Origin of the sequence: Streptomyces sp. NPDC048392 (assembly GCF_043200575.1) — a bacterium.
In the GTDB taxonomy this organism is placed as follows: domain Bacteria; phylum Actinomycetota; class Actinomycetes; order Streptomycetales; family Streptomycetaceae; genus Streptomyces.
The window spans coordinates 202,072-223,670 of record NZ_JBICYB010000001.1 but is presented as its reverse complement, the minus strand read 5'-3'; the positions used below and the strand labels follow the sequence as shown (position 1 = coordinate 223,670).

The 21,599-nt window shown below is 72.7% G+C and carries 18 protein-coding genes and 2 pseudogenes; 10 read left to right on the top strand and 10 right to left on the bottom strand.

Annotated elements, in window-relative coordinates; translation table 11 throughout:
- The first annotated feature begins 56 nt into the window (after nt 1–56).
- Nucleotides 57–1,991, top strand: a complete 1,935-nt coding sequence (locus ACGFYH_RS00895; RefSeq protein ID WP_393800979.1) for a CDP-alcohol phosphatidyltransferase — start codon at nt 57–59, stop codon at nt 1,989–1,991.
- A gap of 40 nt (nt 1,992–2,031) precedes the next feature.
- Here ACGFYH_RS00895 and dusB read toward each other — a convergent pair whose 3' ends face one another.
- Complete coding sequence (dusB, locus tag ACGFYH_RS00890; protein WP_393800978.1) at nt 2,032–3,198, bottom strand: tRNA dihydrouridine synthase DusB; 1,167 nt, start codon at nt 3,196–3,198, stop codon at nt 2,032–2,034.
- 108 nt (nt 3,199–3,306) lie between these two features.
- Here dusB and ACGFYH_RS00885 point away from each other — a divergent pair, with 108 nt between their 5' ends.
- Entirely contained in the window at nt 3,307–4,752 is a 1,446-nt protein-coding gene (locus tag ACGFYH_RS00885; protein ID WP_393800977.1) for an MFS transporter, read from the top strand.
- A 177-nt stretch (nt 4,753–4,929) separates the two neighbouring features.
- Here ACGFYH_RS00885 and ACGFYH_RS00880 read toward each other — a convergent pair whose 3' ends face one another.
- Nucleotides 4,930–9,567 carry an HAD-IC family P-type ATPase gene (locus ACGFYH_RS00880; RefSeq protein WP_393800976.1) on the bottom strand — a complete coding sequence of 1,546 codons (4,638 nt, stop codon included), beginning with the start codon at nt 9,565–9,567 and terminating at the stop codon, nt 4,930–4,932.
- 15 nt (nt 9,568–9,582) lie between these two features.
- On the bottom strand, nt 9,583–10,416 hold the full coding sequence (locus tag ACGFYH_RS00875; RefSeq protein WP_393800975.1) for a histone H1-like repetitive region-containing protein: 834 nt from the start codon (nt 10,414–10,416) through the stop codon (nt 9,583–9,585).
- 191 nt (nt 10,417–10,607) lie between these two features.
- On the opposite strand from ACGFYH_RS00875, the pseudogene ACGFYH_RS00870 reads away from it, so the two are divergent.
- Nucleotides 10,608–10,798, top strand: a pseudogene (locus tag ACGFYH_RS00870) (MFS transporter); the annotation flags it as partial.
- Nucleotides 10,777–11,247 (top strand): annotated as a pseudogene (locus ACGFYH_RS00865) (chitinase); the annotation flags it as partial. The pseudogenes ACGFYH_RS00870 and ACGFYH_RS00865, both read left to right, overlap by 22 nt.
- Before the next feature lie 125 nt (nt 11,248–11,372).
- Here the strand turns inward: ACGFYH_RS00865 and ACGFYH_RS00860 are convergent.
- Nucleotides 11,373–12,755 (bottom strand): glycine--tRNA ligase, encoded by a 1,383-nt coding sequence (locus ACGFYH_RS00860; RefSeq protein ID WP_393800974.1) that lies wholly within the window; start codon nt 12,753–12,755, stop codon nt 11,373–11,375.
- A 159-nt stretch (nt 12,756–12,914) separates the two neighbouring features.
- Here ACGFYH_RS00860 and ACGFYH_RS00855 point away from each other — a divergent pair, with 159 nt between their 5' ends.
- The 4 genes from ACGFYH_RS00855 to ACGFYH_RS00840 all read left to right on the top strand — a co-directional run bounded on the left by ACGFYH_RS00855 (nt 12,915) and on the right by ACGFYH_RS00840 (nt 16,168).
- Nucleotides 12,915–13,904: a metal ABC transporter substrate-binding protein gene (locus ACGFYH_RS00855; protein ID WP_393800973.1), complete on the top strand. Its 990-nt coding sequence runs from the start codon at nt 12,915–12,917 to the stop codon at nt 13,902–13,904.
- Nucleotides 13,905–14,005: 101 nt separating this feature from the next.
- Nucleotides 14,006–14,773, top strand: a complete 768-nt coding sequence (locus ACGFYH_RS00850; RefSeq protein ID WP_393800972.1) for a metal ABC transporter ATP-binding protein — start codon at nt 14,006–14,008, stop codon at nt 14,771–14,773.
- A gap of 10 nt (nt 14,774–14,783) precedes the next feature.
- Nucleotides 14,784–15,686 carry a metal ABC transporter permease gene (locus ACGFYH_RS00845; RefSeq protein WP_393800971.1) on the top strand — a complete coding sequence of 301 codons (903 nt, stop codon included), beginning with the start codon at nt 14,784–14,786 and terminating at the stop codon, nt 15,684–15,686.
- 62 nt (nt 15,687–15,748) lie between these two features.
- Entirely contained in the window at nt 15,749–16,168 is a 420-nt protein-coding gene (locus tag ACGFYH_RS00840; protein ID WP_393800970.1) for a Fur family transcriptional regulator, read from the top strand.
- 97 nt (nt 16,169–16,265) lie between these two features.
- Here ACGFYH_RS00840 and ACGFYH_RS00835 read toward each other — a convergent pair whose 3' ends face one another.
- From ACGFYH_RS00835 to ACGFYH_RS00820, 4 genes are all read right to left on the bottom strand, one after another.
- Complete coding sequence (locus ACGFYH_RS00835; RefSeq protein ID WP_393800969.1) at nt 16,266–17,096, bottom strand: isoprenyl transferase; 831 nt, start codon at nt 17,094–17,096, stop codon at nt 16,266–16,268.
- A 120-nt stretch (nt 17,097–17,216) separates the two neighbouring features.
- Nucleotides 17,217–17,966 carry a DNA repair protein RecO gene (gene recO, locus ACGFYH_RS00830; RefSeq protein ID WP_393800968.1) on the bottom strand — a complete coding sequence of 250 codons (750 nt, stop codon included), beginning with the start codon at nt 17,964–17,966 and terminating at the stop codon, nt 17,217–17,219.
- Nucleotides 17,967–17,988: 22 nt separating this feature from the next.
- Complete coding sequence (locus ACGFYH_RS00825) at nt 17,989–18,204, bottom strand: hypothetical protein (RefSeq protein WP_393801502.1); 216 nt, start codon at nt 18,202–18,204, stop codon at nt 17,989–17,991.
- On the bottom strand, nt 18,204–18,410 hold the full coding sequence (locus ACGFYH_RS00820; protein WP_393800967.1) for a hypothetical protein: 207 nt from the start codon (nt 18,408–18,410) through the stop codon (nt 18,204–18,206). Before ACGFYH_RS00820 ends, ACGFYH_RS00825 begins: the two co-directional genes overlap by 1 nt.
- Before the next feature lie 115 nt (nt 18,411–18,525).
- Between ACGFYH_RS00820 and ACGFYH_RS00815 the strand changes: the two genes are divergently transcribed.
- Both ACGFYH_RS00815 and ACGFYH_RS00810 read left to right on the top strand, forming a co-directional pair.
- Nucleotides 18,526–19,359: a helix-turn-helix domain-containing protein gene (locus ACGFYH_RS00815; RefSeq protein ID WP_393800966.1), complete on the top strand. Its 834-nt coding sequence runs from the start codon at nt 18,526–18,528 to the stop codon at nt 19,357–19,359.
- Nucleotides 19,341–19,535, top strand: a complete 195-nt coding sequence (locus ACGFYH_RS00810; RefSeq protein WP_393800965.1) for a DUF397 domain-containing protein — start codon at nt 19,341–19,343, stop codon at nt 19,533–19,535. The genes ACGFYH_RS00815 and ACGFYH_RS00810 overlap by 19 nt, the downstream gene beginning before the upstream one ends.
- A 104-nt stretch (nt 19,536–19,639) precedes the next feature.
- Here ACGFYH_RS00810 and ACGFYH_RS00805 read toward each other — a convergent pair whose 3' ends face one another.
- The gene (locus tag ACGFYH_RS00805) at nt 19,640–20,317 is read right to left on the bottom strand and encodes a response regulator (protein ID WP_393800964.1); all 678 of its coding nucleotides are present in this window, start codon (nt 20,315–20,317) and stop codon (nt 19,640–19,642) included.
- A complete protein-coding gene (locus ACGFYH_RS00800; protein ID WP_393800963.1) occupies nt 20,314–21,564 on the bottom strand; it encodes a sensor histidine kinase in 1,251 nt (416 codons plus the stop codon). Before ACGFYH_RS00800 ends, ACGFYH_RS00805 begins: the two co-directional genes overlap by 4 nt.
- Nucleotides 21,565–21,599: the final 35 nt, after the last annotated feature.

The window sequence follows — 21,599 nt, the reverse complement described above, 5'->3', positions numbered from 1 at the left end:
CTCGGCCCCCTCGCCGGGCCCGCCGTCCACCGGGATTCGTACGGAAGGACCTTCGGGTGCCCGTCTTCACGCGCTTTCGCCAGTCACCGACCCCGGCAGAGGAGCCGTACGAACCCGGTGGGTCCGGCGAGACCGGTGAGGCGGGCACCACCGACGGCACCGGTCGCCCTCAGGAGCCCGGCGAACCGGCCGGGCCCGACGACGTCGAGCCCGACGACCCCGGAGAGGCGACCGGGCCCGGGAGGGCCGGGAAACCGGCGGAGCCCCTCGGGCCGGAGACGGCCCCGCAGACGAAACCGTACGAGGGCGTCGTACCCACCCGCCTCGCGCACTGGCGCGCCTGGCACACCCGGCGCCCGCTCGCCGCCCTGGTCGTGCGCCGGACCACGACGGCCCTCGCGGCCGTTGTCGTGCTCGGCGCGCTGCTGCTGCCGAACACCTTCGTCGCCCTGGAGCCCAACCGCTTCGCGCGGATCCCGGCGGAGGCGGTCATCGCCGCGGTGCTGCTGCTCTGCCTGCCCAGGGTGCCGCGCCTGGTGGCGGCGGCGGTGTTCGGGACCGCCCTCGGCGCACTGACCGTGCTGAACCTGCTCGACATGGGCTTCACCGAGTACCTGGGCCGGGGCTTCAACCTCGTCCTGGACTGGGGTCTGCTCGACGACGCCCAGTCGTACCTGGCGGACTCGATGGGCGGGGCGGCGGCGGCCTGGGCCGCCGTGGGCGCCGCCGCGCTGGTCGTCCTGCTGCCGGCGCTCATGGCGCTGGCGGCGGTCCGGCTCGGCGAACTGCTCGCCGCGCACCGGGACCGGGCGGCGCGGGGCGCGCTGATGGCGGCCACCGTGTGGATGACCTGCGCGGCCCTGGGCGTGCAGACCTTCGGCGTGCCGGTCGCCACCAGGAGCGCCTCCGGGGCGGTCCAGGCGCAGGCGCACCGGGTCGTGGACACGCTGCGGGACGAGGCGGCCTTCGCGGACGAGGCGAAGGCGGACCGCTTCGGCGCCACGCCCGGCGAGCAGCTGGTGCCGGACCTGCGCGGCAAGGACATGGTCTTCACGTTCATCGAGAGCTACGGCCGCAGCGCCATCGAGGACCCGGTGATGGCACCGGGTGTCGACCGGACACTGGACGCGAGCACCGCGGCGCTGGCGAAGGCGGGTTTCGGTGCCCGCAGCGGCTGGCTGACCTCGGCGACGTACGGCGGCAGCAGCTGGCTCGGCCACTCCACCTTCCTGTCCGGCCTGTGGGTGGACAACCAGCAGCGCTACCGCACCGTCACGGCCGGCGACCACCTCACCCTCACCAAGGCGTTCGAGAAGACCGGCGACTGGGACACGGCCGGGTTCATGCCCGGGGTGCAGAAGGCCTGGCCGGAGTCGAAGTGGTACGGCCTCGACAAGGTCTACGACGCGTTCGAGATGGGCTACCGGGGGCCGAAGTTCAGCTGGTCGACCATGCCCGACCAGTACGCGCTGGAGGCCTTCCAGCGCCTGGAGCACGGCAGGAAGCGCGACAGGCCGCTGATGGCCGAGGTCATCCTCACCTCCAGCCACCAGCCCTGGGCACCGATCCCGGAGATGGTCGGCTGGGACGAGGTCGGCGACGGGTCGGTGTACGACGGCATCGAGGCGTCGGGAGTGAAGGCGTCCGACGTCATCGCCGACTCCGCCCGTTCGAAGGAGGAGTACGGCAAGTCGATCCAGTACTCGGTCACCAGCCTCACCCAGTGGCTGGAGCGCTACGGCACCGACGACACCGTCCTCGTCTTCCTCGGCGACCACCAGCCGCTCGCCCGCGTCAGCGGCGACGGGGCGAGCCGGGACGTCCCGGTGTCGATCGTCGCCAAGGACCCGAAGGTGCTCGACGCGATCGACGACTGGAACTGGACGGAGGGGCTCAAACCGGCCCGGGACGCCCCGGTGTGGAAGATGAGTTCCTTCCGCGACCGCTTCCTGACGGCGTACGGCTCGACGCCGCACCCCACGAAGGGCTGACCGGCCACGGACCGGTCGGCCGTGGCCGGTCAGCCCTCGGTCAGCCGCCGGAGGTGTCCAGCTCCGCGTCCGCGCCGACGCCCGCGCGGTCGTACGGGTCCTTGAGCCAGCCGTCGGGCAGGACCACCCGGTTGTTGCCGGAGGTGCGGCCGCGGGGGCCGTCGGCACCGGCGGGCCAGGGCTGGTCGAGGTCGAGTTCGTCGAGGCCGGCGCGCAGGGCCTCCAGGGAGGAGGTGACGGCGAGCCGCTTGCGCATCTCGGAGCCGACGGCGAAGCCCTTGAGGTACCAGGCGACGTGCTTGCGGAAGTCGATGACGCCGCGCGCCTCGTCGCCGATCCACTCCCCCAGCAGCGTGGCGTGCCGGACCATCACGTCGGCGACCTCGCGCAGGGTGGGGCGTACGAAGGCGTCGGTGCGCCCCTCGAAGACGGCGACCAGGTCGGCGAAGAGCCACGGCCGTCCGAGGCACCCGCGCCCGACGACGACGCCGTCGCAGCCGGTCTCCCGAACCATGCGCAGCGCGTCCTCGGCGGACCAGATGTCGCCGTTGCCGAGGACGGGGATCTCCGGGACGTGCTCCTTGAGGCGGGCGATGGCGTCCCAGTCGGCGGTGCCGCCGTAGTGCTGGGCGGTGGTGCGGCCGTGCAGGGCGATGGCGGTGACGCCCTCCTCGACGGCGATGCGGCCGGCGTCGAGGTGGGTGAGGTGGTCGTCGTCGATGCCCTTGCGCATCTTCATGGTGACGGGCAGGTCACCGGCGCCGGTCACGGCCTCGCGGACGATGGCGCGCAGCAGGTTCCGCTTGTACGGGAGGGCCGAGCCGCCGCCCTTGCGGGTCACCTTGGGCACGGGACAGCCGAAGTTCAGGTCGATGTGGTCGGCGAGGTCCTCCTCCGCGATCATGCGGACGGCCTTGCCGACGGTCACCGGGTCGACGCCGTACAGCTGGATCGAGCGCGGGGTCTCGGCCGGGTCGAAGTGGATCAGCTGCATGGTCTTCTCGTTGCGCTCGACCAGCGCCCGGGTGGTGATCATCTCGCTCACGAACAGGCCCTTGCCGCCGCTGAACTCCCGGCACAGGGTGCGGAACGGCGCGTTGGTGATCCCGGCCATCGGGGCCAGCACCACGGGGGGCGCGACGGTGTGCGGGCCGATCCGCAACGGCGCGGCGATGGTGTCGGGGGCGGGCGTGGTGAGCGTGGACATTGCTCCATTGTCACGCACGCGGGGCGGTACCCGTCGCGCCCTGTGGACAAAGAACCTGCACAGGTCATTAGTTAGCCGCACTATCGAAGTGGGCGTACGATGGAGTCCATGCCCGAGCTGACCCATCGCCGACGCATGCTCGTGCTCGCCATCTGCTGCATGAGCCTGCTGATCGTGAGCATCGACAACACGATCCTCAACGTCGCCCTCCCCTCCATGCAGCGTGACCTGCACGCGAGCACGTCCGGTCTCCAGTGGGCGATCGACGCGTACACGCTGGTGCTGGCCGCGCTGCTGATGCTGTCCGGCTCCACGGCCGACCGGATCGGCCGCAAGCGGGTCTTCATGACCGGCCTGGTGATCTTCACCCTCGGTTCGCTGCTGTGCTCGGTGGCGCCGGACCTGTCCTCGCTGGTCGTCTTCCGGATGATGCAGGCGGTGGGCGGTTCGATGCTCAACCCGGTCGCCATGTCGATCATCACCAACACCTTCACCGACCCCCGCGAGCGCGCCCGCGCGATCGGCGTCTGGGGCGCGGTCGTCGGCATATCCATGGCCGCCGGTCCGCTGGTGGGCGGCGTACTCGTGGAGTCGGTCGGCTGGCGCTCCATCTTCTGGGTCAACCTCCCGGTGGGCCTGGCCGCTCTCCTCCTCACCCTCCGCTTCGTCCCCGAGTCCCGGGCGCCGAAGGCCCGCCGCCCCGACCCGCTGGGCCAGCTGATGGTGATCGTGCTGTTCGGCTCCCTGACGTACGCGATCATCGAGGCGCCGAACGCCGGGCTCACCACCGTGCTGCCCTTTGCCGCGCTGGCGCTCGCCGCGCTGCTCGGCCTGCTCCTCCACGAGCCCCGTCGCGCCGAGCCCCTCATCGAGCTGCGCTTCTTCCGGTCGGCGCCGTTCAGCGGGGCCACCGCCATAGCGATCAGCGCCTTCGCCGCGCTGGGCGGCTTCCTGTTCCTGTCCACGCTGTACCTGCAGAACGTGCGCGGGCTGAGCGCCCTGGAGGCCGGCCTGTGGATGCTGCCGATGGCCGTCCCGACCTTCCTGTGTGCCCCGCTGTCCGGGCGGCTGGTGGGCAGCCGGGGGCCGCGCCTGCCGCTGCTGATCGCGGGCGGCGCGCTGACCCTGAGCGGGGTGCTGTTCGCCGCCTTCGGGGCCGAGACCTCCGACGTCACCCGCTTCGTCGGCTACGTCCTGTTCGGCGTCGGCTTCGGCTTCGTCAACGCCCCCATCACCAACACCGCGGTCTCCGGCATGCCCCGCGCCCAGGCCGGGGTCGCCGCGGCCGTCGCCTCCACCAGCCGCCAGCTGGGCCAGACGCTCGGCGTCGCGGTGGTCGGCGCGGTGCTGGCGACGGGGGTGGGCGCGTCGTCGTACCGCGACACCTTCGTCTCCGCCGCCCGCCCCGGCTGGTGGATCCTGGCCGCCTGCGGCCTCGCCGTCCTCGTCCTGGGCGCCGTCACGAGCGGCCGCTGGGCCCACCGGACGGCCGAGCGGACGGCGGAACGCCTTCGGTCGCCTGAGGTGCGGGACGCGGCGCGGGTGGGGACGTGACGCCGTAGCCCACTGGTGGGAATCCACTGGTGGCCACGGAACCCGCGCACTGGCGTGCGAGGCCGATGCGCCGGTGATCGGCTGACGGCGGCTCCGCCCGCCCGACGTTCCGGCTCCGGGCCGCCGGGCCGCCGGGCCGCCAGGCCGCCGGGCCCGCGGCAGGCTGACGCTCCCGCCTCAGCGCACCGCCCGCGGCAGCCGTTCCGCGAGCGTCGGCCAGTACTTCGTCACCGCGTCCTCCACCCCCGGCAACGCCCGCTGTCCCGCCAGCGCCAGGGCGATCGCCGCGGCCACGCCCGTCCACGCGACCGGGCCCAGCGGGGTGCAGCCGAAGAGGCGGCTGGCGCCCGGGGTCTGGACGAGGGCGACCAGAGCGGCGGCGGAGCCGAGGGACGTGACCTGGACCAGACGGCTGTCGCGGCGGTCGGCGAGGGTCTGGGCGAGCTGGGTGCCGACGACCGCGCACAGGGCCATGGTCGTCGAGCGGCGCTCCGTGCCCGGCGTGAAGCGGCCGAACAGCCAGGCCGCGGTCGCCCCGAGCGCGGTGGTCAGGGCCCGGTGCCGGATCTGGCGGATCAGGGGCTCGCCCAGCACCGCCGTACCGAGCGGCGCCCCCGCGTCGGCCTTCTCCTGCTCCGGGTCCCCGGTCTGCGTCACCGCGACCGCCATCGCGGGGAACAGGTCGGTGAAGAGGTTGACCAGCAGCATCTGACGGGTGGACAGCGGGGCGGTGCCGCTGAGCACCGTGCCGAGGATGCCGAAGCCGACCTCGCCCGCGTTGCCGCCGATCAGGATGGCGATGGCGTCGGCGACGCTGTGCCACAGCGCCCGGCCCTCCCGCACCGCCTCCACCAGGACCAGCAGGTCGTCGCCCGTGACGACCAGGTCGGCCGCGTTGCGGGCCGCGGCCGAGCCGCGGGCGCTGATGCCGACGCCGATGTCGGCGGCCCGGATCGCGGCGGCGTCGTTGGCGCCGTCGCCGACCATGCCGACGACCCTTCCGGCGTCCCGCAGGGACTCGACGACCTGGAGTTTCTGCTCGGGCGCCACCCGGGCCACCACGTCCGCGTCGCGCAGCATCCGGGAGCGCTCCGTGCGGTCGGCGGCGGCGAGTTCGTCGCCGGTGACCACGACCGCGTCCTCGGGCCAGCCCAGGTCGACGGCGATGGCGTGGGCGGTCTGCGGATGGTCGCCGGTCAGCACCACGGGCCGTACGCCCGCCTCGCGCAGCCCGCGCACCAGCGCCGGGGACGTCTCGCGGGCCACGTCGGCCAGCGCGAGCAGTCCGGTGAACTCCAGCCCCGAAGGCTGCTGTTCGAGGACGTCGGCCGCGTTCTCGCCCCGGCGCAGGGGGCGGGAGGCCACGGCGATGATGCGCAGCCCGTCGCGGGCCAGGCGCTGCGCCGTCTCCCAGGCATGGTCCGGCAGGTTCGCGCAGGCGGGGAGCACCGTCTCCGGGGCGCCCTTGACCACCAGTACCGCGGGACCGCCGGCCCCGTCCCGCCCGCCGCCCCCGCTCCCGTTCTCGTGTCCGACGGCCGCGGCGTAGCCGCGGGAGGTCTCGAAGGGCAGTCCCTCCTTCTGCGTCCACCGCGGGTCGTCCCCGGCCGCGTCCAGGACGGCCTCGTCGGTGGCGTGGGTGGGCCGGGTACCGTCGCCGTTGAGCCGGGGACAGGCGCGCGCGGCGATCCGTACGGCGTCGGCGGCGTCCGGGTCGCCCACCCGGCGGACCGTGCCGTCGGCGCCCGCGACGCGCGAGAGCCGCAGCCTGTTCTCGGTGAGGGTGCCCGTCTTGTCGAAGCAGATGGTGTCCATGCGGCCGAGCGCCTCCAGCGTGCGCGGGGTGCGCACGAGGACGCCCCTGCGGCTCAGCCGGCGGGCCGCCGCGAGCTGCGCCACCGTCGCCACCAGCGGCAGCCCCTCGGGCACCGCGGCCACCGCCACCGACACGCCGCCCGCGACGGCCTGCCGGATCGGGGCCCCGCGCAGCAGCGACAGACCGGTCACCGCTGCCCCGCCCGCCAGCGTGAGCGGCAGCGCCTTGCGGGTCAGCTCCTGGAGCCTCGCCTGGACTCCGGCCGCCGACGGCGTACGCGCCGCCAGCGCGACCGCCCGCGCCGCCTCGGTGTGTTCGCCGGTGTCGACGACGACGGCCCGGGCCCGCCCGGCCACCACGGTCGTGCCCTCGAAGACCATGCAGTACCGCTCGGCCACGGGGGCGCGGGGCGCGGGGTCCACGCACTTGTCCACCGGCAGCGACTCACCGGTCAGCGCGGACTCGTCGACCTCCAGACCGTCCTCCCACAGCAGCCGGGCGTCGGCGGGCACGACGTCGTCGGCCTTGAGCTCGATCACGTGGCCGGGGTGCAGCCGGGCGGCGTCCACGATGCGCGGCTCGGCCTCCGCGGAGGGCTCCCCGGCGGCCACCCCGGCGGCCTCTCCGGTGCCCCTCTGCGGGCTCTCCCCGTCCGGCACCTCGGCACCGACGCTCCGCGACGGGATTCCCGCGGCGGGGACCGGGGGATTCCCGCCGTCCCGGCCGGGCCCCGCGCCGCGTGCCGGGGCGCCGCCGTCGCCGGACCGCCCGGTGCCCGCGTACTCCCCCGCCACTCCGTCGGGTCCGGCCCGCCCGGCCGTCGCCGCGGGGTCCTCCGCGAGGCGGGCCTTCTGTTTCTGATCCGCCAGCAGCCCGGACAGCGCCCGTTCGGCGCGCAGCCGCTGGAAGCCGCCGACCAGCGCGTTCAGGTCCAGCGCGCCGACCACGAGCAGCGCGTCGACGACCGAGCCGAGGATCGCGGAGGCGGCCGAGCCGACCGCCAGCACCGGGGTGAGCGGATCGTCCAGCTCCCCGCGCACGGCGCGGGCCAGCTGCCACGACCAGCGGGCCGGGGCCAGCACCCGTACCCGGCCCGCCCGGTCGGCGGCCGCCCGCAGCCGGGCCGTGGCCTGCTCCACGGCGGTCGGTTCGGGCTCGCGCTCCCGTTCCAGCCTCTCCCGTACGTCGTCCGGGTCCAGCGCGTGCCACGCCACCCGGGCGCGGGGGCGGGGGGCGCGGGCCATCGCCACGCCGAGCGCGGCACGCGTACCGGACACCAGGGCCAGCGCCGCGCCCGCGTCCACCGGCGCGTGCCGCATCCCCAGCAGCGACGACACGCCGCCCTCGCTCCTGCCGCGCGCCTCGCCGACCGCGACCAGCAGTCCGGACAGCGCGGCCCCCGACCGGGCCAGTGTCTGCGACCGGCTCCCCACCGCACGAGCCGCGGGCACCGCCCGCAGCACCCGCCACACGTCGGCCAGTCCCTGGGGTGCGAGCACGTCCGCGCCCCAGGCGACCGGGCAGTCCGCGTCGGCCAGCGCGACCGCCACGTCCCCGGCGAGCAGCCCGGCCGACACGGTCCCGTCGTCGCCGGGCAGCGGCCGTACGACGGTGATGACGCCGCCCTCGCCGCGCAGTTCGGCCACGACGTCCGCGAGCGGGCGCCGGGCGCCGACGACCTGGTCGGCGAGCCCGGTGAAGTCGGCCAGCGCCGGGTCCTCGACCATGACCACGCGCAGGCCCGCGCGCCGCGCCGCGTCCAGCACGTCCTCGGTCCAGGGGTCCGCGCCCGCGTCCGGCACCCGCAACGCGCTGGGATGCAGCACGACCGTGCGGGCCATCTCCAGCTGGCGCAGCCGCCCGGGGTCGCGCACCAGCACGCCGGTGCGGGACAGCGCGGCACTCAGTACGGCGTGGAAGGCGGCGGGCCCGTAGCGCGCGGCCTTGGGCGAACCGGCGAGCACCGCCTCCGCCGCCTCGGCCACCTCGTGCTTGACCAGCAGGGTCGCGGCGGCGCCCGCCACACTGCCCGCCGAGGCGTGGGCGGCGTAGTCCTGGGCCGGGGAGCTGCGCGGCGGCGGGCGCAGGGAGGGTGCCGCGGGCAGGCTGCCCCGGCCCGGAACGCACAAGCGGTCGTGCACGACCTCGAAAGCGGCACCGCGTGCCACCGCCTCCGTCAACTGGCAGACGCGCAGCGCCCCGTCGAGCACCAGCGAGGTGGGGCTCTGTCCGGCACCGTGGACGGCCGCGTTGGCGGCGGCCATCGCCACGTCCATACGGTGGTCGCCGAGCCGCTCGCGCAGCCAGGCGCGGAAGGCCGGGTTCTCACGCAGCAGTGTCGCGACGGCGGTGACCAGGCGGGGCGTGGGCGGCAGTCGCAGGCGTGCGCCGGTCACCGCGGCGGCGATGCCCAGCACGTCGGCCCCGAGGGCGGCCGCCGCGACACGCACCGAGGCCGGGGCGCCGGGATGGTCCGGCTCGTCCACCGGGTCGTCGTCCCCGTCCCGCCGCTCCCGCCGATCCGGCCGGCCCGGCTGGTCCGCCCGGGTGAGTCCGTGGTGCTCGGCGAGTTCGGTGGCCCGGTCCACGACGCGGTCGGTGAGCGCGTCCTCGGTCGCGGTCACCACCAGTCTGGCGAGACCGGTGTCCCAGTAGGCGAGCAGCACGTCGGGGTGCTCGGCCAGGGCCGCCGCCACCCGTCGCGCCACGCGCTCGGTGCCGCCCGCCCGGCGTACCTCGTCCGTCGCGGCCGGCCGGAGCGCGAGGTGCGCCCGGGGTCCGGCCCGCCACTCCCGGGCGCCGCCCGGCAGCGCGGCGCGGGCGACCCGTGCCGCCCGCGCCGCGAAGTCGGCGCCGCGCACACCGGCCCGGGCGGTGCCCGCCGCCGCGCCGGCCGCGGCCCCCACGGCGGGCGCGGTGCCGCGCGCGAGCAGCCGTGGACCCGCCAGCACGAATCCGGTGACGGCGTTCTGGGGACGCGTCAGCAGTCCACCGGCCATCGCTGCGCCTCAGTCCTACTTGCCGCTGCGCGAGGCGGCGGCCGTCTTGCGGCTCCGGCCCCCGGCCGAGGAGGAGGACGAGGTCGAGGACGAGGGGCGACTGGGCGACGCCTTGGTCCCGGACCGGCTCTTCGCCCGGGTGGGGGACGCGGTCTTGTCCGCCGTGCTCTTCTTCACCGTGCTCTTCCCTCCGGAAGCCTTCTTTCCGGTGGCCGTCCCGGGGCCGGTCTTCTCCGCGGTGAACTTCCTCGCGGTGGACTTCCTCGCGGTGGCCGTCCCGGGGCCGGTCTTCTCCGCGGTGGACTTCCTCGCGGTGGACTTCCTCGCGGTGGCCGTCCCGGGGCCGGTCTTCTCCGCGGTGGACTTCCTCGCGGTGGACTTCTCCGCGGTGGTCCGGCCGGCGGAGGCCGTCCTGGCCGCCCTGGCGGTTCCGGCGGTTCTGCTCGGTGCCGTCCCGGCCGTCCCGGCCGCGGTCGTACGCGCCGCGTTCGCCTCTGCGGTGGTCTTCTTGGCAGCGGCGGAACGGGCGGCCACGCCGGACCCGGCCACGTCCCCGCTCCCGGACGCGGGGGAGCCGGAGCCACCGTTCTGCCGCCCCCGCGACTGCGTCAGCCAGGCCACCGCCGCCCCGGTGGCGGCCACCGGCCACTCCACCAGCCCGGCGACGCCCAGTACCCCGGCCCCCGTGTACACGAGCACGCGTCGCCCGCGCGGCGACACGGCCCCGATCCTGTCCAGCGCACCCTCGGCGGCCCTGCCCACCGTCCCGGCGCCCGGCACCTTCCGCACCACCGAAGCGGCCGCGTGCAACGGCTGCGGGAGCGTCCGCGCCGACTTCTGCTCAGCCATGACTGTTCGTCCTCGCCCTGTCGTGCTGTGGGGAAACCCTCGGAACCTCACCTTCCGCACTTCTCCGGGTTCCCGCACTTCGGGCACTCACCCGGACGGCGTCGGCGCGCGCTCCGGAGCGATCGCGGGCGGCTTCTCCAGCCGTTCCCGGGAGACCTCGTCGGCGGGTGCGTACGTCACCGTCCGGGGCGGCGCCGCTCGCGGTGGTGTTCTTCCTGTTCTCCCTCGCCGGTCCCCGGCTGGTCGCCCGCTACGGCACACGCGTCGTGCCGGCGGGCGCCGCCCTCCGAGGGCCGGTCGGCTGGGCCCGGCCCCGATGACACTGGCCGTGTGGCGCTCCTGGCCCGGCCTCGGTCTGGTCGCATGCCCGCCGGCTTCGGCCTCACGATGGCCCCGGAGACCGCCTACGTCACCGGCGGCAGCGTGGCCTACGGCTCGATCTGGGGCGCGTACCTGCCGATCGTCAAGAAGTACGCCGACAACGGCCGGCTGTGGTGGCTGAACATGCAGTACTACAACGGGAGCATGTACGGCTGCTCCGGCGACTCCTACCCGGCCGGCACGGTGCGGGGCTTCACCGCCCAGACCGACTGCCTGGACAAGGGCCTGGTCATCCAGGGCACCACGATCCGGGTGCCCTACGAGAAGCAGGTCCCGGGCCTGCCCGCCCAGCCCGGCGCGGGCGGCGGCCACCTGTCGCCGTCCCTGGTGGCCCAGGCCTGGAACCACTACCACGGCTCCCTCAAGGGCCTGATGACCTGGTCGCTCAACTGGGACGGCTCCAGGAACTGGACCTTCGGCGACAACGTGAAGGCACTGCAGGGCCGCTGACGCCCGAACCGAGCCGCACAAGAACGCCGAACGCCCGCCCCTCACCCGACCGAGTCGGGTGAGGGGCGGGCGAAGGACCGGACCTCCAGGGGGCCGGTCCCCGGTACGTCAGCCGGAACGAACGATCAGCACCCGACCAGCCGAGAGGCGAGGTACCCCTCGATCTGGTCCAGCGACACACGCTCCTGCTTCATGGTGTCCCGCTCCCGCACGGTCACCGCGTTGTCGTCGAGCGTGTCGAAGTCGACGGTGACGCAGAACGGCGTCCCGATCTCGTCCTGGCGCCGGTACCGGCGCCCGATCGCACCGGCGTCGTCGAACTCGATGTTCCAGTTCTGCCGCAGTGCCTGCGCGAGCCCCTTCGCCTTCGGCGACAGCTCCGGGTTGCGGGACAGCGGCAGCACGGCGACCTTCACCGGGGACAGCCGCGGGTCGAGACGCAGCACGGTGCGCTTCTCCAGCTTGCCCTTGGCGTTCGGGGCCTCGTCCTCGATGTACGCGTCGAGCAGGAAGGCGAGCATCGCCCGGCCGACACCGGCCGCCGGCTCGATGACGTACGGCGTCCAGCGCTCGCCCGCCTCCTGGTCGTAGTAGGAGAGGTCCTGGCCGGAGGCCTTCGCGTGCGAGGAGAGGTCGTAGTCGGTCCGGTTGGCGACACCCTCCAGTTCGCCCCACTCGCTGCCGCCGAACTGGAAGCGGTACTCGATGTCGGCGGTGCGCTTGGAGTAGTGGGAGAGCTTCTCGGCCGGGTGCTCGTACCAGCGCATGTTCGCCTCACGCAGGCCCAGGCCGGTGTACCAGTTCCAGCGCTGCTCCATCCAGTACTCCTGCCACTTCTCGTCCTCGCCCGGCTTGACGAAGAACTCCATCTCCATCTGCTCGAACTCGCGCGTGCGGAAGATGAAGTTGCCGGGCGTGATCTCGTTGCGGAAGGACTTGCCCGTCTGGGCGATTCCGAACGGCGGCTTGCGGCGCGAAGTGGTCTGCACCTGGGCGAAGTTGGTGAAGATGCCCTGGGCGGTCTCGGGCCGCAGGTAGGCGACGGAACCGCTGTCCTGGGTGGGGCCGAGGTGGGTGGAGAGCAGACCGGAGAACTGCTTGGGCTCGGTGAAGGTGCCCTTGTTGCCGCAGTTGGGGCAGTTGAGGTCGGCGAGGCCGTTCTCCGGGGCGCGGCCCTTCTTCTCCTCGTACGCCTCCTCCAGGTGGTCCGCGCGGAACCGCTTGTGGCAGGAGGTGCACTCGGTGAGCGGGTCCGTGAAGGTGGCGACGTGACCGGAGGCCACCCAGACCTCGGGGGCCAGGATCACGGAGGAGTCGAGACCGACGACGTCCTCGCGCGAGGTGACCATGTAGCGCCACCACTGACGCTTGAGGTTCTCCTTGAGCTCGACACCCAGCGGACCGTAGTCCCAGGCGGCGCGCTGACCGCCGTAGATCTCACTGCTGGGGAATACGAAGCCACGGCGCTTGCTCAGGCTGACGATGGTGTCGATCTTGTCGGCGGCCACGGTGCTCTCTTCATTACGACGACGGGCGACGAAGCGAGATGCTTCCAGAGAATGCCTCAGGTTACCGGCGTGGACAGCCCCTCGGCCAAATCGGGGCCTCCCCTCGCGGAGTCGACCGCTTGTTGACAACGGTTTCCATATTTGTTGAAAATGAGAGTCATGAACGTACGTCGACGCCACATATCCGGCATAGCAGTCACCGCAGCCGCCGCGCTCGGTCTCGGGACCCTCTCCGCCTGCTCAAGCGACAGCTCGGCGGCGGGCAACACGGACAAGTTCGACGTCGTCGCGTCGTTCTACCCCATGGCCTTCCTCGCCGACCAGATCGGCGGCGAGCACGTCAGCGTCACCAGTCTGACCGAGCCCGGCCAGGAGCCGCACGACCTGGAGATCAGCGCCAAGCAGCGCGCCCAGCTCGAGCAGACGGACGCCGCCCTCTTCCTCAAGGGCCTGCAGCCCTCCGTCGACGAGGCCATCACCCAGTCCGGCGCCAAGACGAAGATCGACGCGACCACGCTCACCACCCTGGAGGAGCACGGCTCCGAGGTCGGCGGCCACGCGGCCGAGCACGAGCACGAGGACGAGCACGCCGAGGACGAGCACGGCCACGACCACGGCGAGGAGGGCGGCAAGGACCCCCACATCTGGCTCGACCCGGTCAAGTACGCCGAGGTCGCCGAGGGCGTCGGCAAGGCCTTCGAGAAGGCCGACCCCGAGCACGCCGCCGACTACAGGAAGAACACCGCGGCCCTGGTCGGGAAGCTCGACGGGCTGAACACGAAGTTCGAGACGGGGCTGAAGGACACGAAGACCAAGGTCTTCATCACCACGCACGCCGCCTTCGGCTACCTCGCCGAGCGCTACGGCCTGACCGAGGAGGCCATCAACGGCCTCAGCCCCGAGTCCGAGCCCAGCGCGGCCCGGATCAAGGACCTTGAGAAGATGGCCGAGGCGGACGGCGTCTCCACGGTCTTCTACGAGACGCTCGTCAGCGACAGGACCGCGAAGACGGTCGCCAGGGACGCGGGCCTCAGGACGGACGTCCTCGACCCGATCGAGGGCATCACCGACAAGTCCCGCGGCGACGACTACATCCAGGTCATGGAAGCGAACCTCAAGGCCCTGCGGACGGCCTTGAACGCCAAGTGACCGACCGGAACAACCGACTCGATCGATACGTTCGACCGGATCGACCCGAACAACCCGAACAACCCGAACAACCCGAACAACCCGAACAACCGGAGGGTGGCATGACCGAGCCCGTCATCTCGCTGCACGGCGTCCGCGCCGAACTCGGCTCACGCCCCGTCCTGCGCGGCATCGATCTCACCGTGGGCCGCGGCGAGGTCGTCGCGCTGCTCGGCGCCAACGGCTCGGGCAAGTCCACGGCCGTGCGCGCCGTCATCGGCCAGGTGCCGGTGACGGCCGGGGAGATCGAGCTGTTCGGCACCCCGCGGCGCCGCTTCCGCGACTGGGCACGCGTGGGCTACGTCCCGCAGCGCACCACCGCCGCGGGCGGCGTCCCCGCCACGGTGACCGAGATCGTCTCCTCGGGCCGGCTCTCCCGGACCCGCTTCGGCATCCTGCGCAAGGCAGACCACGAGGCCGTACGCCGTGCCCTCGGCCTGGTCGGCATGGCGGACCGGGCCAAGGACTCGGTGAACGCCCTCTCCGGCGGTCAGCACCAGCGCGTACTGATCGCCCGGGCACTCGCCGCCGAACCCGAACTGCTGATCATGGACGAGCCGATGGCGGGCGTCGACCTGGCCAGCCAGGAGGTGCTGGCCGAGACGCTCAGGGAGCAGGTCGCGGCCGGCACCACGGTCCTCCTCGTCCTGCACGAGCTGGGCCCGGTGGAGCCGCTCATCGACCGGGCCGTGGTCCTGCGCGACGGCTGCGTCCTGCACGACGGCCCGCCGCCCGAGGCGGTCGGCCAGCACGCGCTGCCCGGCCACGACCACGTGCACCCGCACGCACCGGCGGGCGCCGAACCGATCCGCACCGGACTGCTGAGCTGAGAAGGCACCCATGGAAATCCTGAACTACGCCTTCATGCAGCGGGCCCTGCTGGCTGCCGTCCTGGTCGGCATCACCGCCCCCGCCGTCGGCATCTACCTCGTCCAGCGCCGCCAGGCCCTCATGGGCGACGGCATCGGCCACGTGGCGATGACCGGCGTCGGCCTCGGCTTCCTGCTCTCCTGGTCCCCGGTGTGGATGGCGACCCTGGTATCCGTCCTCGGCGCGGTCCTCATGGAGCTGATCCGCTGGTACGGCAGGACCCGCGGCGACATCGCCCTCGCCATGCTCTTCTACGGCGGCATGGCCGGCGGCGTCATGTTCATCAACCTCGCGCCGACCGGCTCGAGCGCCAACCTCACCTCGTACCTCTTCGGCTCCCTGTCGACGGTGAGCGAGTCCGACGTCACCGCGATCTGCGTGCTGGCCGCCTTCGTGGTCCTCGTCACCCTCGGCCTGCGGCGCCAGCTGTTCGCGGTCAGCCAGGACGAGGAGTTCGCCCGGGTCACCGGCCTGCCGGTGCGCGCGCTGAACCTGCTGACGGCCGTCACGGCGGCGGTCACGGTGACGGTCGCGATGCGCGTCGTCGGGCTGCTGCTGGTCTCCGCGCTGATGGTGGTCCCGGTGGCCGCCGCGCAGCAGCTCACCCGCAGCTTCGCCGCCACCTTCGCGATCGCCGTCGCGCTCGGCGTGACCGTGACGATCGGCGGCACCGTCACGTCGTACTACCAGGACGTGCCGCCCGGCGCGACGATCGTGCTGCTCACCATCGGCGCGTTCGTCCTGCTGACCATGCTGGCGGCGCCGCTGGCCCGGCGACGCGCGCGGGCCGTCGCAGCGGCGGGGCCCGCCGCCGAACCGGCGGAGTGCAAGATTCCGGCCACCCGGGGGGCCGCCGACGAGGTCGGCGTCTGACCGCGGGTGAACCGGGCTGGCACAATGGCCCGGCAAGCCGCGAAGACGTGAGGAGGAATCCGGTGACGACCGCTGGACCGCCCGTGAAGGGCCGCAGCACCCGGCAGCGGGCCGCCGTGTCGGCGGCTCTCCACGAGGTCGAGGAGTTCCGCAGCGCTCAGGAGCTCCACGACATGCTCAAGCACAAGGGCGACTCGGTCGGGCTCACCACGGTCTACCGCACCCTGCAGTCCCTCGCCGACGCCGGCGAGGTCGACGTCCTGCGCACCGCCGACGGCGAGTCCGTCTACCGCCGCTGCTCCACCGGCGACCACCACCACCATCTGGTCTGCCGCACCTGCGGCAAGGCGGTCGAGGTCGAGGGCCCGGCGGTGGAGAAGTGGGCCGAGGCCATCGCCGCCGAGCACGGCTACGTCAACGTCGCGCACACGGTGGAGATCTTCGGCACCTGCGCCGACTGCGCGGGTGCCTCCGGCGGCTGAGCCGTTCAGGGCCGGGGCTGCGCCCCGGGCCCCTGTTCCTGCCTGAACGGCCTCGTCCCCGAACGCCGGAGGGGCTGAAGGGCGGGGACGGGCCGGATTATTCGGTGCGGCCTTCCATGGCCAACAGCTCCTCGTTCGGGATGGCACCGCCGAAGCGGCGGTCCCGGGAGGCGAACTCCAGGCAGGCGCGCCACAGGTCGCGCCGGTCGAAGTCGGGCCACAGCACGTCCTGGAACACCAGCTCGGCGTACGCGCTCTGCCAGAGCAGGTAGTTGGACGTCCGCTGCTCCCCGCTCGGCCGCAGGAACAGGTCCACGTCCGGCATGTCCGGGTAGTACAGGTACTTCGCGAGGGTCTTCTCGTCCACCTTCGACGGGTCGAGCTTCCCGGCCCGCACGTCCCGCGCGAGGGCCTGCGCCGCGTCGGCGATCTCGGCGCGTCCGCCGTAGTTCATGCAGAAGTACAGCGTGAGCCTGTCGTTGTCCTTGGTCTGCTCCTGCGCGACCTGGAGCTCCTTGGCCACCGACTTCCACAGTCTGGGCATCCGCCCCGCCCAGCGCACCCGCACCCCCAGCTCGTCGAGGGTGTCACGGGACTTGCGGATGAAGTCGCGGTTGAAGTTCATCAGGAAGCGCACCTCGTCCGGCGAGCGCTTCCAGTTCTCGGTGGAGAAGGCGTACAGGGAGATGTTGCCGACGCCCATCTCGATGGCGCCCTGCAGGACGTCCATGACCTGCTCGGCGCCGACCTTGTGCCCCTCGGTGCGCGGCAGCCCGCGCTCCTTGGCCCAGCGTCCGTTGCCGTCCATGACGATCGCCACATGCTCCGGAACCAGCTCACCGAGCCCCGGGGGCCGCGCGCCGGACGGATGCGGCTCCGGCGTCCTGTACTCCCGGCGCTGCCGCCCCAGGATCCCGCGTACGGCCATGTGTCTCTCGTCTCCTCGAACCGTTCTTGGCGCTCTTGCTGTTCCTGCTGTTCCTGCTGTTCCTGCTGTTCCTGCTGTTCCTGCTGTTCCTGCTGTGTTCGCTGTCCTTGCCGGGTCCTTCTAGGACTTCTCGACGTACCGCAGGGAGCGCAGGCCGCGCTCCAGGTGCCAGTGCAGGTACGCGGACACCAGTCCGCTGCCCTCCCGGACGTACCGCGGCTCGCACGCGTCCGCCGTCCCCCAGTCCCCCGTGAGCAGCGCCCCGAGCAGTACCAGGGCCTGCGGCGAGGGTACGACGCTGCCGGGCACCCGGCAGTCGGCGCAGACGGAGCCGCCCGAGCCGACCGAGAAGAACCGGTTCGGACCGGGCAGACCGCACTTCGCGCAGTCCCCGAAGGTCGGGGCGTAACCGTTCACGGCGAGGGAGCGCAGCAGGAAGGCGTCGAGGACGAGGTTGGGCGCGTGCTCGCCCCGGGCGAGGGTCCGCAGCGCACCCACCAGCAGCAGATACTGCTGGACCGCCGGCTCGCCCTCGTGATCGGTGAACCGCTCGGCCGTCTCCAGCATGGCGGTCCCCGCGGTGTACCGCGCGTAGTCGGTCACGATCCCGCCACCGTACGGCGCGATCGTCTCGCTCTGCGTGCACAGCGGCAGCCCGCGCCCGACCAGCTCGCTGCCCTTCGAGAAGAACTGCACGTCCACGTGCGAGAACGGCTCCAGCCTCGCTCCGAACTTCGACTTCGTCCGCCGCACCCCCCGCGCCACGGCGCGTACGCGTCCGTGACCGCGCGTGAGCAGCGTGATGATCCGGTCCGCCTCACCCAGCTTCTGGGTGCGCAGCACGATGCCGTCGTCGCGGAACAGACTCATGGCGCCCATTCTCGCGCATCCTTCAAGGCACCTCGCCCCGGCTTCGGGCGTTGGTGTACGCCATCGCCGCGCTGAGCCGCTCGGACGGAGTGGCGTGGCGTACGTCACCCGGCTCGGCGTCCCACTCCCTGCCCCCGCCGTACGGCCGCATCTGCACGTACGGCCCCTCGTGCCCCATCACGATCCCGACCCGCCCACTGCGGGTGTCCACGGCATAGGTCCCGACGGACGGCGTGATCACCGCAGCACCGCCGCGAGCCGCTGCGCGGTCTCGACGGAACACCGCCCCAATTCGACGAGCGGACAGGGTGCCTCCCGCGCAAGACTCACCGGGTCGACCCCGAGGGAGGGAAGAGTAATTCCCGCCTCCGCGAGCGCCGCGCGCAATTCCTTCACCGTGTCCTCCGCTCCTTCGACGCAGAGCGCCGAGTGCCGTTCTTCCACCGTGCTCCCCTTTTCTTTACGGTTTCACTCTTCGTGTCCCCAGAATGCCTCGACGTGCCTACACTCGGCAGGAGTATGCGCACTACAAGTGCGGTTCAGTACATGGGGGTTGGTTATGGCCAATGGTTCACGGCAAGCCGCGTGGGAGTTCTTCGGAACGGAACTGAAACGGCGGCGAGAGGACGCCGGAATCACCCAAGTAGAGCTGGGGGCACGCGTATTCGTGTCCGGCGGTTACATCGGTCAGTTCGAACAGGCAATTCGGAAGCCGCAGTTGGATGTGGCCCAGCGGATCGACGAGTCGCTACAAACCGACGGTATTTTCGAGCGCCTGTGCCGGAAGCTGATTGACGATCCCCGGTACGCGGACTACTTCGCGAAGGTGGCGGAACTGGAAGGGCTGGCGACGACGATCTGCGAGTTCGCCCCGGCGCTGGTGCCCGGGCTGCTGCAGACGGCGGACTACGCGCGGGCGGTCACGCTCGCCATGAACCCCTTCGCGCCGGACGAGTACATCGAGGAGAAGGTGTCCGGTCGCATGGATCGGGCTGGGATCCTCGCGGACGCCACACGCCCCGTGTATTGGGTGGTCCTGCACGAATGTGTGCTTCGCATCCCTGTCGGTGGGCCCTTGGCGATGGCCGAGCAACTGGAACACGTCGCCACCTTGGCGCAGGCGCGCACGGTACTTGTGCAGGTGCTGCCGCTGGCTGCCGGCGCCTACCCGGCCATGACGGGGTCGCTGAAGCTCATGGAGTTCGAGGACGCTCCCCCAACGGTCTATACAGAAGCCGTGTATTCGGGGACCCTCCTGGACGATCCGCCCGTGGTGCAGCGGATCCGCTCGGCATACGATCTGATCAGGGCCGCCGCACTGTCACCAGAGGCGTCCCTGGCCCGGATCAAGTCGGCGGTGGAGGACCACAGACGATGCGCGAGTACGAGCTGAACCACGCACGCTGGCGCAAGAGCAGCTACAGCGACGGCAATGGCGGCGACTGCCTCGAAGTCACCGACGGAGTCCCCGGCATCGTGCCCGTCCGGGACAGCAAGGTGAGCGGTGGCCCGGTGATCGTCGTCGGGGCGGCTGCCTGGTCCGCGTTCGTCAGGGATGTGGCGGGGTAGACCCCGGGCCGCCGGGCCGTTTCAGGGAGTTGCCCGAACGCGGCGAAGGGGGCACCACCGTCTCCCGTTTCCCGGCCACCGGGGCGGCGGCCGGAGGCGGGCCTCTACCGCCGCTGAGCCGTGCCCGGGGTCACCAGCCCCGACTCGTACGCCACGATCACCAGTTGCGCCCGGTCCCGGACGCCCAGCTTGCCCATGATGCGGCTGACGTGGGTCTTCGCCGTCAGCGGGCTCAGTCCCAGCGCGTCGGCGATCTCCGTGTTGTTGAGGCCGCGGGCGATCAGGGTGAGTACCTGGCGTTCGCGGTCCGACAGGCAGTCGGGGCCGGCCTCGCCCGCCACCGGCGTCGCGGGGCTGCGCAGGAAGCGTTCGATCAGGCGGGCCGTCGGGCCGGGCGAGAGGAGGGCGTCACCCGCCGTCACCGTGCGGATGGCGTCGAGGAGTTCGGCCGGCTTCGTGTCCTTGACCAGGAATCCGGAGGCACCCGCGCGGAGCGCCTCCACGATGTTCTCGTCGGTGTCGTAGGTGGTGAGGACCAGCACCCGTACCCCCGCGAGGTCCTCGTCGGCCGCGATCAGCCGGGTCGCCTCGATGCCGTCCAGGTCGGGCATGCGCACGTCCATGACGACGAGGTCGGCGCGTTCGGTGCGGGCCAGGTCCACCGCCTGGCGGCCGGTGCCTGCCTCGCCGACGACCTCCATGTCGGGGGCCGAGGCCACGAGCAGGGCGAACGCCGCGCGGACGAGGTTCTGGTCGTCCGCGAGCAGCACGCGTATGGTCATCCGGCTCTCTCCGAGGTCAGGGTCGTCAGGGGCGTGGCGGGAGTCGGCAGTACGGCCGTCACCTCGAAGCCGTCGGCGCCCTCCCGTGGTCCGGCGTCGAGTGTGCCACCCACGCTGCGGGCCCGCTCCCGCATGCCGAGAAGGCCGAAGCCCGGAGTTCCCGCGGAGTCGGGTCCGGTGCCGTCGTCGGTGACGGACAGGCGCAGGACGCCCGGCTCGGCGCGCACGTCGACGCGGACGGACGGTTCGGGCCCCGCGTGGCGTACGGCGTTGGTCAGCGCCTCCTGCGTGATGCGGTAGGCGGCGGCACCGACCGCGGGCGGGACGTCGCCCACGCTCACCGCCAGGTCCACGTGTGCACCGGCGAGCCGGGCGCTCTCCGCCAGGTCGGACAGGCCGTGCAGCCCGGGCAGGGGCCCGCGGGCGTCGGCGGTGCCCCGCTCCCGCAGCACCTCCAGCGTGGTGCGCAGTTCACCGCGCGCGGTGCGGCAGGTTTCGGCGATGTCGTCGAGGGCCTTGGCGACGGCCGTCCGGTCCAGGCGCCCGGGGTCGGCGGTCAGGACGTGGGCGGCGACCGAGGTCTGCACGCCGATGAGGGTGATGCTGTGCGCGAGCAGGTCGTGCAGGTCCCGGGCGACGCGCAGGCGCTCCTCGGCGACACGGCGCCGCGCCTCCTCCTCGCGGGTGCGTTCGGCGCGTTCGGCGCGCTCCACTATGGCGGCGACGTACTGGCGGTAGTAGCGGATGTCGATGCCGCAGAAGAGGATGGCGACGACCCAGCCGGAGATACGGATCAGTTCGAGGGCCTGGTGGGTGTTGACGGTGAGCATGACGCTCACGGACACGGTGAGGACCGCGACGCCGGTCACGACGGTGCGCAGGGGACGGCCCGTGACGGCGAGCGTGTACAGGGCGACGTAGGAGGCGGGGGCGGCCGCAGCGTGGTTGTTGTCCATCGCGTGGTAGGGGCCGACGAGGGCCACCACCGTCGCGAGCACCAGCAGCGGACGGCGGCGGCGCCACACGATCGGCAGGTGCGCGGCGACCAGCAGCGTCCAGCCCACCGCGTCCGGGCGGCGGCCCTCGTCCGTGGACAGCGCCAGGCAGGCGGCCACGGTGAGGAGCGCGGCGGCCAGCACGACGTCGTTGCGGGTGCCGTGCGGGGCGGTGCGCGGGTCGCGGTTGATCGCGGCGATGATCCGCTCGCCGACGCGGGGACGGGACGCTGCCTCGGTGGTTGCCTGCACGCCTCCATACTCCGTGACCCGCGCGCCCCGCCGGG